Genomic DNA, 15,105 nt, shown 5'->3' with positions numbered 1-15,105 from the left:
AGCAATAAACCGCTGGTTCCACCTCATCACCCTTGCTGTCACCCCCGAATGCATAGCTGTACTCACGTTGGCACACACCACCATGCCACTCACTTTCAAGAGCGCACGAGCTCCCCTCGGGATTGCCCCGAATCGAGATGGCTGCGGCGAAGGAGAGTCGCGAGAGGAGTGAATTACAGATAAAAAGATCAGTAGTGAACGGTGAGAACCATTCTCAATAGAACACATAACCAGCGTCATTGAAATACCTACCATAAACCAGATCGGATTTCTTTGAACCTCATTGCGTTTTTTGAAAATGGCTCTTTTTGAACCCCTACCACCCGTGTATAGATTTCCGTCGCACTCAGGATGGTGCGATCCAAGATGGAGTTAAAAAAATAATGAAGCAAACATCGTTAGCACTGGCGATCACAGCACTGCTGTCGACCCTGCCCAGTGCGCTCGTTCAGGCAAATGAAGGTTGTGCGCCGCTCACCGGTAAGGAGAGCGGCATGGATATCGGACGCAGCAGCACCGAGCGCTGCCTGCCAGGTGCCAATCCCCTGCAGGAGCAGCAGTGGTATCTGCTCAACAGCGGCCAGGATGGATTCAGCGCCCGTGGCGGCATAGCGGGCAATGATCTCAACCTCTGGTGGGCTCATCGCACCGGCGTGCTGGGCCAGGGAGTCAATGTGGCCGTGGTGGATGATGGTCTGGCCATCGCCCACCCGGATCTGGCGGACAACGTCCGTCCGGGCTCAAAAAACGTGGTGACCGGCAGCGATGACCCGACTCCGACCGATCCGGATACGGCCCACGGCACCTCGGTCTCCGGCATCATAGCGGCGGTAGACAACGCCATCGGGACCAAAGGAATTGCCCCGCGAGCCCAACTGCAGGGGTTCAACCTGCTGGATGACAACAGCCAGCAGTTGCAGAAGGATTGGCTCTACGCCCTTGGGGACAGCAATGCCAGCCGCGACAACCGGGTGTTCAACCAGAGCTACGGCATGAGTGTGGTGGATCCCCGCTCTGCCAACTCTCTGGATCAATCCCAGCTTGATCGTCTGTTTGAACAGCAGACCCTCAAGGCGCAGGGCGCGGCCTATATCAAGGCCGCCGGCAACGGCTTCAACAAGATAGCGGCGGGCGGCTATGTGCTTAACCGCACCGGCAATGGCCCCAAATTGCCGTTTGAAAACAGCAACCTCGATCCCTCCAACAGCAACTTCTGGAACCTGGTGGTGAGCGCGCTCAACGCCGATGGCGTCAGATCCTCCTACTCCAGCGTCGGCAGCAACATCTTCCTGAGCGCGACCGGCGGCGAGTACGGTACCGACACTCCGGCGATGGTGACCACGGACCTGCCCGGCTGCGACATGGGTTACAACCGCACCGACGATCCCAGCACCAACCGGCTGCACGGCAACTCGCAACTGGATGCCAGCTGCGACTACAACGGCGTGATGAACGGCACCTCCTCCGCCACCCCCAGCACCTCCGGCGCCATGGCGCTGCTGATGTCCGCCTACCCGGATCTGTCGGTACGTGACCTGCGGGATCTGCTGGCGCGCAGCGCAACCCGGGTCGATGCCAAACATCAGCCCGTGATGGTCAGCTACACCAGCAGCACCGGCAAGGTGCGCGACGTGAAAGGACTGGAAGGTTGGGAGCGCAATGCCGCCGGCATGTGGTTCAGCCCGACTTACGGTTTTGGTCTGATCGACGTCAACAAGGCCCTTGAGCTGGCAGCCAATCACCAGCCCCTGCCCCCGCTGGTACAGCTGCCATGGCAGAAGATCAATGTCACCGGCAGTGCCGCCGCCATTGCGGATGTGGGCAACAGCCCGACCAGCTCGACAACCCGCATTGCCACACCATTGACGGTAGAAGCGGTTCAGGTGATGGTGAGTCTGGATCATCAGCGTCTGCCCGATCTGCTGATCGAACTGGTCTCCCCCGCCGGCACCCGCAGCATCCTGCTGAGCCCCTTCAACAGCCTGGTCGGCCAATCTCTCGACCAGCAGCAGCTGGGCTTTGTGCGAACCAAGGGATTGCGTGACATGCGGATGCTATCCAACAAGTTCTACGGCGAATCGGCGCAAGGCACATGGCGACTGGAAGTAACCGACGTTGCCAACGGTACCCGTCAGGTCTCTCTGCTCAATCGCGAGACCCGTGAGCGTACCACCCTGACTGAGCGCAACAATCGCCAACCGGGCAAGCTGATCTCATGGTCCCTGCGGGTCCTGGGTCACGATGCCAACCGCAGCTAACACGCTAGGAGTATTACCATGAACAAACCTGTTACCTTGCTTCTGGCAACCCTGCTGGCCCCCCTCTCGGGACAGCTCTGCGCCCAGGAGTCCGTCACCATGGATGGCAAACAATACAGCACCATAGAGGTGAACGGCCAGACTTACCTCATTCCCGACAACGGCAGCAAGAAGCGGGTCGCCCGCAGCCTTGACAGCAAGGTCCCGCAACAGACCCTGCGCCGTGGTGACGTGTTGATGCAAGGGGCCGCCAGCCCGGAGCTGACTGTAAGCGGTACCCTGCTGGTGGAAGCTGACGATGCCAGCGCCAAAGCGCTGGCGACTCGCCACGGCCTGAACTTCAAGCAGAGCAGCGGTGGTATCGCCCTGCTAGAGGCCAAACCGGGCACCGATCTCAACGCCATCGCCACCAAGCTAAAGAGCGAAGGGGTGAATGTGCAGATCGAGCTGTCGGGGGCCGAACAGCAGCCGAAATAGGTCGCGACAGACAAATAACAAAGGGGGCCATCATGGCCCCCTTTCTGCTGCTCATTTTGACAGTGACTTACTTGGCGCCATGCTGCTCCGCCAAATAGAGCCAGGTATCGACCACGGTATCGGGGTTGAGCGACACCGAGTCGATCCCCTGCTCCACCAGCCAGGCGGCAAAATCCGGGTGATCGGATGGCCCCTGACCGCAGATCCCCACGTACTTGCCCGCCTTGCGCGCAGCCTGGATCGCCATCGCCAGCAGCGCCTTGACCGCCTCGTTACGCTCGTCGAACAGATGGGCAATCAGCCCCGAGTCCCGATCCAGCCCAAGGGTGAGCTGGGTCATGTCGTTGGAACCGATGGAGAAGCCGTCCACGTGCTCCAAAAACTTGTCTGCCAAAAGGGCATTGCTCGGGATCTCGCACATCATGATCACCTTGAGCCCCCGCTCGCCGCGGCGCAGACCGTTCTCGGCCAGGATGTCGATCACCTGCTCCGCCTCGCCCACGGTGCGCACGAAGGGGATCATCACCTCGACGTTGGTCAATCCCATCACATCGCGCACCCGCTTGATCGCCTCGCACTCGAGGGCAAAGCAGGGGCGGAAGCTGTCGGCGATGTAGCGGGATGCGCCACGAAAACCGATCATCGGGTTCTCCTCGTGGGGCTCGTAGCCACGACCGCCCAGCAGATTGGCGTACTCGTTGGACTTGAAGTCCGACATCCGCACGATCACCCGCTCCGGCCAGAAGGCGGCCCCCAGAGTGGCGATCCCCTCGGTCAGCTTGGCCACATAGAACTCCCGCGGGCTGTCGTAACCGGCGATCATCTTGCCGATGGTGGCCTGCAGCTCTGGGGTTTGCTGGTCAAACTCCAGCAAGGCCTTGGGGTGCACGCCGATCATCCGGTTGATGATGAATTCAAGGCGCGCCAGCCCTACCCCGGCATTGGGCAACTGGGCAAAGTCGAAAGCGCGGTCCGGGTTGCCGACGTTCATCATGATCTTGATGGGCAGGCGCGGCATATTGCCCACCTCGGTCACCGCCACGTCGAAGTCCAGCTCGCCGTCATAGATAAAACCGGTATCCCCTTCCGCGCAGGAGACGGTGATCCGCTGGCCCAGCTGAATATGATCGGTAGCGTTGCCACAGCCCACCACTGCCGGAATGCCCAGCTCGCGAGCGATAATGGCGGCGTGACAGGTGCGGCCACCCCGGTTGGTGACGATGGCGGAGGCCCGCTTCATGATGGGCTCCCAGTCCGGGTCGGTCATGTCGGTAACCAGCACATCGCCGGGTTGTACTTCGTCCATCTGGCTGATGGATGAGATGACCCGCGCCGGGCCCGCGCCAATCTTGTGACCGATAGCCCGCCCCTCGATCAGCACCTTGCCCGCTTGCTTGAGGGCAAAACGCTCGAGGGTGTTAGCCTCCTGGCGGCTGCGCACGGTTTCCGGGCGGGCCTGCACGATATAGAGTTGGCCATCCTGACCATCCTTGGCCCACTCGATATCCATCGGGCGGCCATAGTGCTGCTCAATGATGAGGGCCTGTTTCGCCAGCGCCATCACCTCCTCATCGGTGATGCAGAAGCGGCTACGCTCGGCCTCGTTGGTGTCGACAATCTTCACCTGACGACCGTGACCGGCATCGTCCGAATAGGTCATCTTGATAAGCTTGGAGCCGAGGGTCTTGCGCACCACCGCCGGGCGGCCCCCCTTGAGAGTCGGCTTGTGCACATAGAACTCATCCGGGTTGACCGCCCCCTGCACCACCATCTCGCCCAGACCATGGGCCCCGGTGATAAAGACCACGTCGTTGAAGCCGGACTCGGTATCCAGAGTAAACATGACGCCGGAGGCGGCGAGATCGGAACGCACCATCCGCTGCACCCCTGCCGAGAGGGCAACACCCTTGTGGTCGTAGCCCTGATGCACCCGATAGGAGATGGCGCGATCGTTGAACAGAGAAGCAAACACATGCTTGACCGCCGTCATGACGGCATCGATGCCACGTACGTTGAGGAAGGTCTCCTGCTGACCGGCAAAGGAGGCGTCCGGCATATCCTCGGCGGTGGCGGAGGAGCGCACCGCAAACGAGGCCTCGACACCGGCACTCAACTTTTCATAGGCAACCCGGATAGCCTGCTCCAGCTCGGGCTGGAACGGGGCGTCGATCACCCAGTCGCGGATCTGCTGACCGGCCCGGTTGAGGGCGGCGATATCGTCCACGTCCAGATTGTCGAGCAGATGGTGGATCTTGCCGTTGAGGCCGCTTGACTCCAGAAACTCGTTAAACGCAAAGGCGGTGGTAGCAAAGCCCCCCGGCACGGATACGCCGGCGCCAGAGAGGTTGCTGATCATCTCGCCAAGGGATGCGTTCTTGCCGCCAACTCGTTCTACGTCCTGCATTCCGAGTTGTTCGTACCAGAGCACGTACTGTTGCACTTGGATGTCTCCAGGTTGGTGGGCACCGATGCCATAGCACCTCGTGCGCCCGATTTAATCGATGAGGTTATGGGTAAGTCAGGTGCGTTATTGTCTGTTTCTTTTGTTGCCAACGACCATGAAAACGTTTTCTACTGATTTTCAAAAAAATCCCCGAGCAAGCGTTGGGGATGGTCGAATGACCGGAACATTCTACAATGGCGACACAAAAAGATAACGATTCAGGTTTGCAAGCCACTTCACAACTTGGGCACAGCAGACCGGTTGACAAAACTGGTATGGTTTCGGGAGATACTTCTCCCCCCTTACCCCATGCGACCCCACCCGCGGTATCACAGGAGCCCTACGTGCACACCGTATTTTATGTTTCAGACGGCACCGCCATCACCGCCGAAGTGTTCGGCCACGCGGTACTGAGCCAGTTTCCGCTGGCATTCGAGCAGATCACTATCCCCTTTGTGGAGACACTGGAGAAAGCCCGTCAGGTACGGATGCGGATCGACGAGCAGTTTCGCCAGACCGGGGTGCGCCCCATCCTGTTTCACACCATCGTCGACCCGCTGGTACGGGAAGAGGTACTGAAATCGGAGGCGTGCGGCCACGACTTTCTCAACACCTTCGTCAGCCCGCTGGAGCAGGAGCTGGGGGTAAAAGCCGAGCCCCGCCTCCACCGCACCCACGGCATGGAGAACCGCAAGCTCTATGACGATCGCATCGAGGCGGTCAACTTCGCACTGGCCAACGACGATGGCATCACCACCAGGGAGTACGATGAGGCGGACATCATCCTGATCGGGGTCTCCCGCTGCGGCAAAACCCCCACCAGCCTCTATCTGGCGCTGCAGTTCGGCATTCGCGCCGCCAACTACCCCTTTATCGAGCAGGACATGGGGATGCTGGAGCTGCCCGCCCCCCTCAAGGCCAACCGTCACAAGCTGTTTGGCCTCACCATAGCGCCGCAGCGGCTGCACGAGATCCGCAACCAGCGCCGTGCCAACAGCCGCTACTCCTCCATCGAACAGTGCGAGCAGGAGCTGGCCTGCGTGGAGAGGCTGTTTCGCCAGGAGGCGATACGCTTCCTGGATACCAGCTCCCACTCGGTGGAGGAGATCAGCGCCAAGGTCCTCGAGGCAACCGGTCTGCGCCGCCAGCTCTGTTAAGCCAGCTTGACAGCTATCGGCATCAACAAAAGATAAAAATTACAGTGTCGCGGCGAAAGTCAGCTGTGGCGAACTGCAATTCACATAGATGACAGTGAAAAGCGTGGATAAAAAAGGGATAGGCACCACAAATGCTTATCCCTCTTCTTGTCGACCTTGGCGTTGTGCCCTTGTCACCTGCTGCCAGTTAGCCGCTATTCGATTCCGTTCTGCTGCGCTCGGCAAACAGCCAGAGTTAACTAACGATTGAGCTCAGGGTTGTTCATCAACCGGGCATAGAAGGCCAGCAAACCGTGGCGCAGGCGAACCCGCTCCGCCAGCCAGCCGCCAACGAGCGCCCCCGTTACCCCGCCAATCAGCAACAGCGGCTGCCAGTAGTGCAGCAACCCATGATCACCGAGCGAGAGCCAGCCCAGCAGCATGGTGGCGGCCACCAGCAACAACAGCGGACTGGCGGCAATCCCTAACCAGAGCGCCACCAGTACACCCCGGGCAACCCCTTGTTGCAGCACGCTTTCGCGCTCTCTGCACTCCAACTCCCTGCACTCTTCCCTGTACTCTCGCTTGCTTGGCATCATTTGCATCCATTTGTGGCTTGGCACCAAAAAAGCACACCAACAAGACAAAATGTCAACAAAACAGAATTCGATTGCACAAACATCAACCAAAAACTACCAAGAAGCCTCTTCAGATCATGAAAAAGCTGCCTTTGGTACAAAACACGGCCATTAGAGATGGAAAACAGGTGCATTCACGGCCGATTATCACTATTCTGCTTCGGTTGCCAGCCAACACTAAAAATTGAAAATGGCATGGCGTAACGAAATAAATACAGCTTTCGTCAGGTTTTGGCTACGCACTGCGGCCTGCTCAGGATGAGCCCAACACCGACCAGAGACAACAGAGACGTAAGGACAGACCCATGGATTTGAAACAAGACGGTGAGGAGCTGAAGCGCGGCCTTAAAAACCGCCACATTCAGTTGATTGCTTTAGGCGGCGCCATCGGCACCGGCCTCTTTTTGGGCATTGCCCAAACCATCAAGATGGCAGGCCCCTCAGTTCTGCTGGGTTATGCCATTGGTGGCTTTATCGCCTTCCTGATCATGCGCCAGCTCGGTGAAATGGTGGTGGAAGAGCCGGTAGCCGGTTCATTCAGCCACTTTGCCTACAAATACTGGGGCGAGTTTGCCGGTTTTGCGTCCGGTTGGAACTACTGGGTGCTCTACGTGCTGGTGAGCATGGCCGAGTTAACCGCAGTGGGCATCTATGTCCAGTACTGGTGGCCCGAGATCCCGACCTGGATGTCGGCAGCCTTCTTCTTCGTGCTGATCAACGCCATCAACCTCTCCAACGTCAAAGCGTTTGGCGAGATGGAGTTCTGGTTCGCCATCATCAAGGTGGTTGCCATCATCGGCATGATTGGCTTTGGCGGCTATCTGCTCCTCTCCGGTGCCGGCGGCCCCGAGGCAAGCGTCACCAACCTGTGGGCCCAAGGCGGCTTCTTCCCCAACGGCATCAGCGGTCTGGTGATGGCGATGGCGGTGATCATGTTCTCCTTCGGCGGTCTCGAGTTGGTGGGCATTACCGCCGCGGAAGCGGACAACCCCGAGAAGAGCATTCCCAAGGCAACCAATCAGGTGATCTACCGCATCCTCATCTTCTACATCGGCGCTCTGGCTATCCTGATGTCCCTCTACCCCTGGGGTAAAGTGGTGGAAGGCGGCAGCCCGTTCGTGATGATTTTCCACGCACTGGACAGCAATCTGGTCGCCACCGTACTCAACATCGTGGTGCTGACGGCGGCACTGTCGGTCTACAACAGCTGCGTCTACTGCAACAGCCGGATGCTGTTCGGTCTGGCCAAACAGGGCAACGGCCCGAAAGCCCTGCTCAAGACCAACAAGAGCGGCGTGCCGCTGGTTGCCCTCTCAGTCTCGGCCATCGCCACCCTGCTCTGCGTGCTTATCAACTACCTGATGCCGGGCAAAGCCTTCGGTCTACTGATGGCGCTGGTGGTCTCCGCACTGGTGATCAACTGGGCGATGATCAGCCTCGCGCACCTCAAGTTCCGCAAGGCCAAGGTCGCAGAGGGCGTCCAGCCCAAGTTCAAGGCGTTCTGGTATCCCTTCGGCAACTATCTCTGCCTCGCGTTCATGGCCGGTATTCTGGTGATCATGTATATGACCCCGGATTTTCGCATCTCGGTCGAACTGATCCCCGCCTGGCTGGTGGTACTGGGCATTGGCTTTGTCATCAAGCGCAAAGGACAGGCCCAAAGCAAGGTTGCAGCCAATCTGGGTTAATACCCGCAGCTGAGAAAAACAATGCAAAACGCCGATCGGATGATCGGCGTTTTTTTATTGCGAGCAGCACGACTAGCAGCCATAGCCCTCAGGAAGGCAGCCCTTGCCTTTGATCTTGCCGATGCTCCGGGCTGTTGACGCAACACTCATCGCGGAAAAAGGCGATGATCTCCTCCAACACCGCGTATTGAGAGACGCAAAGCAGGGTGCGACTCTCCCGGTTTTGCTTCACCAGCCCCACCGAGACCAGCGCCGCGATATGGTGGCTAAGGGTGGAAGCGGGGATCGCCAGCTGCTTTTGCAGCTCACCCACCGGCAGCCCCTGCTCTCCCGCCTTGACCAGATGCTTGAAGATAAACAGCCGGGTCGGATGACCCAGCTCTTTCAATGCCTTGGCGACCTCTTCCAGTTGCATCTTTGCGCTCTCCACAAATGTGATATTTCGATAATACCAGAAATATCTTGACCGGCCATTCATTTCGATTATTTTGGAAATATAGAAACCAAGTGAGGATACGACAATGAATGAGTGGTTAACCATGCTGACCGATGCAGCCCAGATGTTCCTGTTTCTGGCTGTCGAGCTGTCGGTGCTGTTTCTGGTCATTAGCGCCGGGGTCAGCCTGATCCGTCAGAAGATCCCCGACGAGAAGATCCAGCGGATGCTGGGGGCGAGACATGGCAAGGGCTATCTGCTCTCGGCCCTGCTCGGTGCCGTCACCCCCTTTTGCAGCTGCTCCACCATCCCCATGCTGAGAGGGCTGCTCTCGGCCAAGGCTGGCTTTGGCCCCACTCTCACCTTCCTGTTTATCTCCCCACTGCTGAACCCCATCATCGTCGGCTTGATGTGGGCCACCTTTGGCTGGAAAGTGACCCTGCTCTACGCCGTGATCGCCGCCAGCGTCTCTGTCATGGCGAGCATGCTGCTCGACAGATTGGGGTTCGAGCGCCATGTCATCGACCCCAAAGAGGCCACCCCCTCTTGCGGTAGCGGCTGTGGCCCGGCGACCCGCACCACCACTCAAGTACATTGCAGTGACAACCAACGCAGTGCCATTCGCGCAATAAAACCCCTCAACGGGGCAGCGTGCTGCCCGGCACCGCAACCAGAGATGGCAGAACAGGCAACCCTCTCCTGCTGCGGCGATGGCACGGCAACCCTGACTCGTGCGCCACAGCTCCCCACAGCCTGGGTCAAAGCTCGCATCGATGCATGGCAGCAGTTCAAAACCGTATTGCCCTTCCTGCTACTGGGGGTACTCATCGGCTCGTTTATCTACGGCTTTATTCCGACCGAGTGGATCGCCGCCCATGCCGGCGCCAACAACCCGCTGGCCATCCCCTTCAGTGCTATCGTAGGGATCCCGCTCTACATCCGTGCCGAGGCCGTGATCCCGCTGGCGTCGGTACTGCTGGGCAAAGGGATGGGGATGGGCGCCGTCATGGCGCTGATCATCGGCAGTGCCGGTGCCAGTCTGACCGAGGTGATCCTGCTCAAATCCATGTTCAGAACCCCGATGATTGCGGCCTTCCTTACCGTGATCCTCGGCATGGCGATCCTGATGGGCTACCTGACGCAACTGCTGTTTTAAGTCGCCCATCATTAAACAGACTGGGTGTTAAGCCAGCTGATTGTGAAACCATCAGGCTTCCCATAGACAAAACGCCGATCAACAGATCGGCGTTCCTTTGGTCTGCTCCTCATCTCAGTGGTCGACCTCACAATTAAGGGCTACACCAATCGCCTGCAACTCGAAGTGAAACTGGCAGAGCTGCCGGAATAAATCTGTGTGGATCAAATGTGGATACTGAAGAAAAATAAAAAGGCCACTATTTCTAGTGGCCTTTCGTAACGCTTTGATTTTAATGGTGCCGAGGCCGGAATCGAACCGGCACGACGCGAACGTCGAGGGATTTTAAATCTGATTCAGCCCTATGACAAAACAAGCACTTACATAAAAATCAAATAGTTAGCGAACCAATGACAACCAAAAATGACCATCCATTTAAAATTTTGTCGCCACTTTGTCGCCATTCATTGATGAACACAAATCATGCTGGATACAACCATCATTGTCTCATCACTGTTGAATCGAAAGATGTAAGAGATAGAGCCGGTATATCTACGGCTCTATCAATTGAATTAGAAGCGATCGAAGTAGCCAACCTCGCTACTTCCACAAGTATTAAAGTTTTGATAATAGGTCGCTAACTGAGTATTTTTTTCGTACAAAATACGAGCAAACTCGTCCTCATGGATGTGGTCACAAAGACGACGATCCGTGTCTTGGTAATCCTCCATCAACTTGTTAAGTCCATTGTGGCTGCGGCCAATATGGAGTGCTGAGATCAAGGCCAGTTGATCATCAACGCTATAGTTATCAAGGAATGTCTGCGCGACAGATTCATTCCGGAAAGGAATGTGAGGAAGTACGTCGTTAACGAGGTCCTGTATGTGCATTTGTGACTCCATGCATGGTGAAAGCAGAAAACTGCCAAGAACCCATTACATGGAGTCGATTGAACTATAACTCAAGTAGCACACCAACTTTTTTTCGTACTTTTAGATCACTCTAATAATCAGTCTTATCAGACAAAATTTCACTTACCAAATAAGCCTAGCCAGCGGGTTTAACCTCACTGCATCTTCCAAATGATCGGGAGCAAAGTGGGCATAGCGCATGGTCATGGTGATTGTGGAGTGACCCAGGATTTTCTGCAGCACCAGGATGTTGCCGCCGTTCATCATAAAGTGGCTGGCGAAGGTATGGCGCAGAACGTGGGTATTCTGCCCGGGTGGCAGTTCCAACCCTGCACGTTCGACCACCATCTCGAAGGCTCGATAACAGTCACCGAACAGGCGGCCGCGCTTTCTGGGCAACTGGGCATAGAGCTCGGGGCTGATGGGCACGCTGCGGCTTTTCTTGCTCTTGGTACGGGTGAAAGTGATGCGATTGGGGGATACCTGGGACTGGGTCAGCTCCTCCACCTCCGACCAACGGGCACCGGTGGCCAGGCACAGCTTCACCACCAACAACAGGTCGGGGTTTGGGCTCTCGGCGCAGGCGGCCAACAGGCGCTTGAGTTCGTCGGGATAGAGGAAGGCCAGCTCGGCCTCGGCCACCTTGTAGGCTCGCAAACCATCAAGAGGGTTTTCTCCCTGCCACTCTCCTAGCCTTTTCAGTTCGTTGAAGACCGCACGCAGGTAGGCATGTTCGCGGTTAACGGTATTGGGAGTGACGCCCTGCTTCTCCTGGTTGATGGCGCGTCGGTCGGTGATATCACCCGAGAGACGAGCTTCACGGTAGGCAGCAAAATCGCGAGCGGTGAAGTTCACAGCCAGCGGGTCTCCGAGGGACTGGCAGACCGTCAGCAACTTGGACTTACGAGCCTCTCCATCACGCAGGCTTTGTCCATGGCGACCAAACCAGAGTTCGACCAGATCGGAGAGTCGTCGGCCATCAGTCGGTTCCTCCTGTCCTTCCAGCCAAGGCTTGCCCTTATCCGGGTCCAGCACAAAACGCTCGAACGCAAGTGCCTCACCCTTGGTGGCGAAGCGCTTTCGCTTGCGGGGGCCTTCGCGGCCTTGAGGATAGACTTCGACAAGCCATAGAAGCGGCTTCCCATCCTCTAGTTTACGGACCGTCATGTTATCCTCAGCCAGTGGACTAAACTACTTAGCCTAGAATAAGCTAGCTTTTCTAAGCATTTACTTTTGCAGAGTCTATGAATTCTTTTATTTCCTTCTTAACAATACTTGGAGGGGGGGGCAATCCATTTTTTTTAGTATTACTTAGCACCGCTGAATATATTCTTTTCACAAAAGAGTCAGTTTCATCATCAGTCATATTAAGAAGATAATCAGCAAATGTTACCCCATCCATATCAGCAGCGTTTGCCATAGTGCATAAATAATCTCTAACATTCCGCTTGAATATCCACTCACCCTCAGGTAACGGTCGCTTGCCAAATGCTTCGGTAGGTGATTCCACTATATAATTACTTTGCTTTGCCTGTTGCCTTGCCACCATATTGATAGTGCTTTGCATTTGATCAATTCGCTCAACTAACGCATCAGTCACGCTTACGGTTTTCTCCTCGATCTTTGAGACATGGTTAATCGTAAAGTGTCCCAAAAATGTCGAAAAACCCGGCTGCTGAGACAGTGAAAGGGTTGCCAATACCTTATCTTTTAGTTTCTTTTTAAAAGAAACTATATCAACATAATGAAGACTTCTTTTATAAACAATGTGTTCAATTACTTGCGTATCAAAGGAAAATGGCGTTTCATCATCTTTAATGATTACAGTAGGTTTATCAAAAGCCAAGCGCAGACCAAGTTCAAACATCACATTTGCATTGTGGGTGCTGACGTCACAAATAACTATATCGTTTTTGTATATATTCTGAACTATTGATTTATGAATCACGCCAACATCATCTGACTCACTGACCAAGCGCACCTCAAAGTCAGTATCAGCCAATGCCTCACAAATTATTGCTTTTACATTAAGCCAGTGTTCAGGATCTAACCCTTGGCTTTTTGAAATAGGCATTATCAGACCACACTTTAATTTCTGAAAAGATTCAGCCGTGTCATTAAATTTGCCTATACTATTATCTGTAATAGTCTCTTCTTTTTTTACCATATGCTATCAGGCCACCATTGCATTAGTTAACTACAATTAAAATCTCTATTCGAGTAAGGGCTTTTTCCTGCCAACATCACATAGCCAATGATATAGGCATCTACGCGTTTGCCTTCAGCTTTTCTAATCGTGAGCCATGTGGCTACTTGCCACAGTTAACTCCTTGTCATCATGCGACACAACACAGGTATCGCAAAATAATCGACCAAGAGCTGTAATTCGAAGTCCACCCCTTAAGATATCTATTCGATACTTTGCATTCGACTCGAAAGCAGCCTTGATAGCTTGAACTATTGGATGGCTTTCGACTTCATCATAAACATTCGGAGCCGTGTATTCATACATTACTGGAATCTCTGATAGACCCAGTCGACAAAGATTATTGAGATAAGTTGGGGTTTGTTCAGGGTGCTCGCAGCCAGCTTCCCAACCTAAAAGTGAAAAATTGGCCATCAGTTCACTGCTACCTCTCTCCGTTGCGGTTGGAGATTTGAACTCTCGGCGCACATTAATAAGCGGTAACGGTCTGGAGACAGACATGAGTTTTAACAGGCGCGCTTCGTCTGGTGTCAATTGCTTGATGATCTCTACAAAAGCGGGATGAGCTCCTTTAGCTGTTCGAGTATCCATGGACGCGGCTAACAAATTTGCATACATCTCCCTGAGAGACTCTTCGTGACCGGTATATCTCAGGGCTTCCAATGCAGGCCCAGCCACATTTGGCTTAGGGGTCGCGATACAATCAGGCGGCACATGCTTCAGCTTCTCTGCAACACGAGTCGATAGAAAACCTGTGAGTTTGTCATATCCCCAGACCAGAGCGCTGACTGGTGCAAGGGCGATATGGATCGTCTTTGCAACTGTCTGTAGAGCAGTTCCAATCTCCTTCGCGGCCGGTTGCACAGCGTCCTGATATACAGGTACAGCCTCGACAATGCCTTTTATTGCATCAGCAGCGTCACGAATCTTGTTTTCATCAGACATCCTCTATCTCCCTAAAATGTTCTTGCCATCCTAGCTAGCCAGCTATTCAGAAATTTTCGCCCTAATGAGGCTATTTGTTGACCAGGGCAACAACAAAAGGGCGCATTAGCGCCCTGTTTGCCTTTTTCTAAATATTCGGTGCTCTACCATCACGCCGATGATCTGGATGTGTTGTCGATCAGAGTGCATGGTGGGGTAATCGTCGTTGAGAGGGACCAGTTCAAACACCTCTTGCCCGTTCTCGTCGATGCCACGGGGCCGGTACTTTTTGAAAGTGGCCTCGTTGCTGCCGTTCTTGGCCACGACGTAATCCCCAGGTTGTGGCGCTTCGTCAGGGTCAACGATGATCAAGTCCCCTTCTTTGAACTGCGGCAACATGGAATCGCCACGTAGCCAGAGGCCAAAGCCACAGGTCCCAATATCGACACTGGCCATCACATACTCAACATTGCCATCGAAGGTAGTGGCCTGCTCGCACATCTCACGCCAGTTCCCCGCCTGGACATAGCTGATTACAGGGATCCGCTTACCCTGGGGTATCACCGCCGATTCGACGTTGTGGAACCCTGGTATTGGTTGAGTGGGTGACACTTCGGAACCCGTGCCATTTCCCGTCAACAACCAATCCACTGTCACGCCAAGGGCTTCGGCTAAATCATTGAGATAACGCCCTTTTGGCTCTGCGCCTCCCCTCTCCCAATGACTGACAGCCACCCGAGTTACACCAACTCGGGCAGCTAACTGATCTTGTGTAAACCCACAGGCTGATCGCCGGGTCTTAATGCGTTCGCTTACGTTCATGTAAGAGAGATTACACCCCAAGTTACGTAAT

At 55.3% G+C, this 15,105-nt stretch carries 13 protein-coding genes; 5 read left to right on the top strand and 8 right to left on the bottom strand.

Annotated elements, in window-relative coordinates; all coding sequences use genetic code 11:
- The first annotated feature begins 383 nt into the window (after window positions 1–383).
- Complete coding sequence (locus I6L34_RS19095) at window positions 384–2,258, top strand: S8 family serine peptidase (RefSeq protein WP_058056146.1); 1,875 nt, start codon at window positions 384–386, stop codon at window positions 2,256–2,258.
- Between the two features lie 18 nt (window positions 2,259–2,276).
- Complete coding sequence (locus I6L34_RS19090) at window positions 2,277–2,735, top strand: hypothetical protein (protein ID WP_058056145.1); 459 nt, start codon at window positions 2,277–2,279, stop codon at window positions 2,733–2,735.
- A 67-nt stretch (window positions 2,736–2,802) separates the two neighbouring features.
- On the opposite strand, the gene ppsA is transcribed toward I6L34_RS19090, so the two are convergent.
- Entirely contained in the window at window positions 2,803–5,175 is a 2,373-nt protein-coding gene (gene ppsA, locus I6L34_RS19085) for a phosphoenolpyruvate synthase (protein ID WP_216955174.1), read from the bottom strand.
- A 347-nt stretch (window positions 5,176–5,522) separates the two neighbouring features.
- On the opposite strand from ppsA, the gene I6L34_RS19080 reads away from it, so the two are divergent.
- Window positions 5,523–6,335, top strand: coding sequence for a pyruvate, water dikinase regulatory protein (locus I6L34_RS19080; protein ID WP_005333888.1), 813 nt, complete (start codon window positions 5,523–5,525; stop codon window positions 6,333–6,335).
- Between the two features lie 239 nt (window positions 6,336–6,574).
- On the opposite strand, the gene I6L34_RS19075 is transcribed toward I6L34_RS19080, so the two are convergent.
- On the bottom strand, window positions 6,575–6,910 hold the full coding sequence (locus I6L34_RS19075) for a hypothetical protein (RefSeq protein WP_216956952.1): 336 nt from the start codon (window positions 6,908–6,910) through the stop codon (window positions 6,575–6,577).
- A gap of 347 nt (window positions 6,911–7,257) precedes the next feature.
- Between I6L34_RS19075 and I6L34_RS19070 the strand changes: the two genes are divergently transcribed.
- Window positions 7,258–8,640 carry an amino acid permease gene (locus I6L34_RS19070; RefSeq protein ID WP_005352966.1) on the top strand — a complete coding sequence of 461 codons (1,383 nt, stop codon included), beginning with the start codon at window positions 7,258–7,260 and terminating at the stop codon, window positions 8,638–8,640.
- Window positions 8,641–8,728: 88 nt separating this feature from the next.
- Here the strand turns inward: I6L34_RS19070 and I6L34_RS19065 are convergent, their stop codons facing one another.
- The gene (locus I6L34_RS19065; RefSeq protein WP_058056143.1) at window positions 8,729–9,055 is read right to left on the bottom strand and encodes a helix-turn-helix transcriptional regulator; all 327 of its coding nucleotides are present in this window, start codon (window positions 9,053–9,055) and stop codon (window positions 8,729–8,731) included.
- Between the two features lie 106 nt (window positions 9,056–9,161).
- Here I6L34_RS19065 and I6L34_RS19060 point away from each other — a divergent pair, with 106 nt between their 5' ends.
- The gene (locus I6L34_RS19060) at window positions 9,162–10,232 is read left to right on the top strand and encodes a permease (RefSeq protein WP_058056142.1); all 1,071 of its coding nucleotides are present in this window, start codon (window positions 9,162–9,164) and stop codon (window positions 10,230–10,232) included.
- A 551-nt stretch (window positions 10,233–10,783) separates the two neighbouring features.
- Here I6L34_RS19060 and I6L34_RS19055 read toward each other — a convergent pair.
- The 5 genes from I6L34_RS19055 to I6L34_RS19035 all read right to left on the bottom strand — a co-directional run bounded on the left by I6L34_RS19055 (window position 10,784) and on the right by I6L34_RS19035 (window position 15,074).
- Complete coding sequence (locus I6L34_RS19055; RefSeq protein WP_216955173.1) at window positions 10,784–11,101, bottom strand: hypothetical protein; 318 nt, start codon at window positions 11,099–11,101, stop codon at window positions 10,784–10,786.
- A 144-nt stretch (window positions 11,102–11,245) separates the two neighbouring features.
- Complete coding sequence (locus I6L34_RS19050; protein WP_216955172.1) at window positions 11,246–12,289, bottom strand: site-specific integrase; 1,044 nt, start codon at window positions 12,287–12,289, stop codon at window positions 11,246–11,248.
- Window positions 12,290–12,341: 52 nt separating this feature from the next.
- Window positions 12,342–13,289: a hypothetical protein gene (locus I6L34_RS19045; RefSeq protein WP_216955171.1), complete on the bottom strand. Its 948-nt coding sequence runs from the start codon at window positions 13,287–13,289 to the stop codon at window positions 12,342–12,344.
- A 123-nt stretch (window positions 13,290–13,412) separates the two neighbouring features.
- Window positions 13,413–14,273: a DUF4393 domain-containing protein gene (locus I6L34_RS19040; RefSeq protein WP_216955170.1), complete on the bottom strand. Its 861-nt coding sequence runs from the start codon at window positions 14,271–14,273 to the stop codon at window positions 13,413–13,415.
- A gap of 105 nt (window positions 14,274–14,378) precedes the next feature.
- Window positions 14,379–15,074, bottom strand: coding sequence for a LexA family transcriptional regulator (locus tag I6L34_RS19035; protein WP_139460780.1), 696 nt, complete (start codon window positions 15,072–15,074; stop codon window positions 14,379–14,381).
- Window positions 15,075–15,105 lie beyond the last annotated feature (31 nt).

This window comes from Aeromonas sp. FDAARGOS 1404 (assembly GCF_019047085.1).
GTDB lineage: Bacteria > Pseudomonadota > Gammaproteobacteria > Enterobacterales > Aeromonadaceae > Aeromonas > Aeromonas veronii.
Note: the sequence above shows the minus strand (reverse complement) of the source record. Positions and strands in the feature narration are given on the sequence as shown.

Excerpts from the sequence above, each read along its gene's own strand:
- I6L34_RS19095 (WP_058056146.1), top strand. The coding sequence starts at position 384 with ATGAAGCAAACATCGTTAGCACTGGCGATCACAGCACTGCTGTCGACC.
- I6L34_RS19090 (WP_058056145.1), top strand. The coding sequence starts at position 2,277 with ATGAACAAACCTGTTACCTTGCTTCTGGCAACCCTGCTGGCCCCCCTC.
- I6L34_RS19075 (WP_216956952.1), bottom strand. The coding sequence starts at position 6,910 with ATGCCAAGCAAGCGAGAGTACAGGGAAGAGTGCAGGGAGTTGGAGTGC.
- I6L34_RS19070 (WP_005352966.1), top strand. The coding sequence starts at position 7,258 with ATGGATTTGAAACAAGACGGTGAGGAGCTGAAGCGCGGCCTTAAAAAC.
- I6L34_RS19065 (WP_058056143.1), bottom strand. The coding sequence starts at position 9,055 with ATGCAACTGGAAGAGGTCGCCAAGGCATTGAAAGAGCTGGGTCATCCG.
- I6L34_RS19060 (WP_058056142.1), top strand. The coding sequence starts at position 9,162 with ATGAATGAGTGGTTAACCATGCTGACCGATGCAGCCCAGATGTTCCTG.
- I6L34_RS19055 (WP_216955173.1), bottom strand. The coding sequence starts at position 11,101 with ATGCACATACAGGACCTCGTTAACGACGTACTTCCTCACATTCCTTTC.
- I6L34_RS19050 (WP_216955172.1), bottom strand. The coding sequence starts at position 12,289 with ATGACGGTCCGTAAACTAGAGGATGGGAAGCCGCTTCTATGGCTTGTC.
- I6L34_RS19045 (WP_216955171.1), bottom strand. The coding sequence starts at position 13,289 with ATGGTAAAAAAAGAAGAGACTATTACAGATAATAGTATAGGCAAATTT.
- I6L34_RS19040 (WP_216955170.1), bottom strand. The coding sequence starts at position 14,273 with ATGTCTGATGAAAACAAGATTCGTGACGCTGCTGATGCAATAAAAGGC.
- I6L34_RS19035 (WP_139460780.1), bottom strand. The coding sequence starts at position 15,074 with ATGAACGTAAGCGAACGCATTAAGACCCGGCGATCAGCCTGTGGGTTT.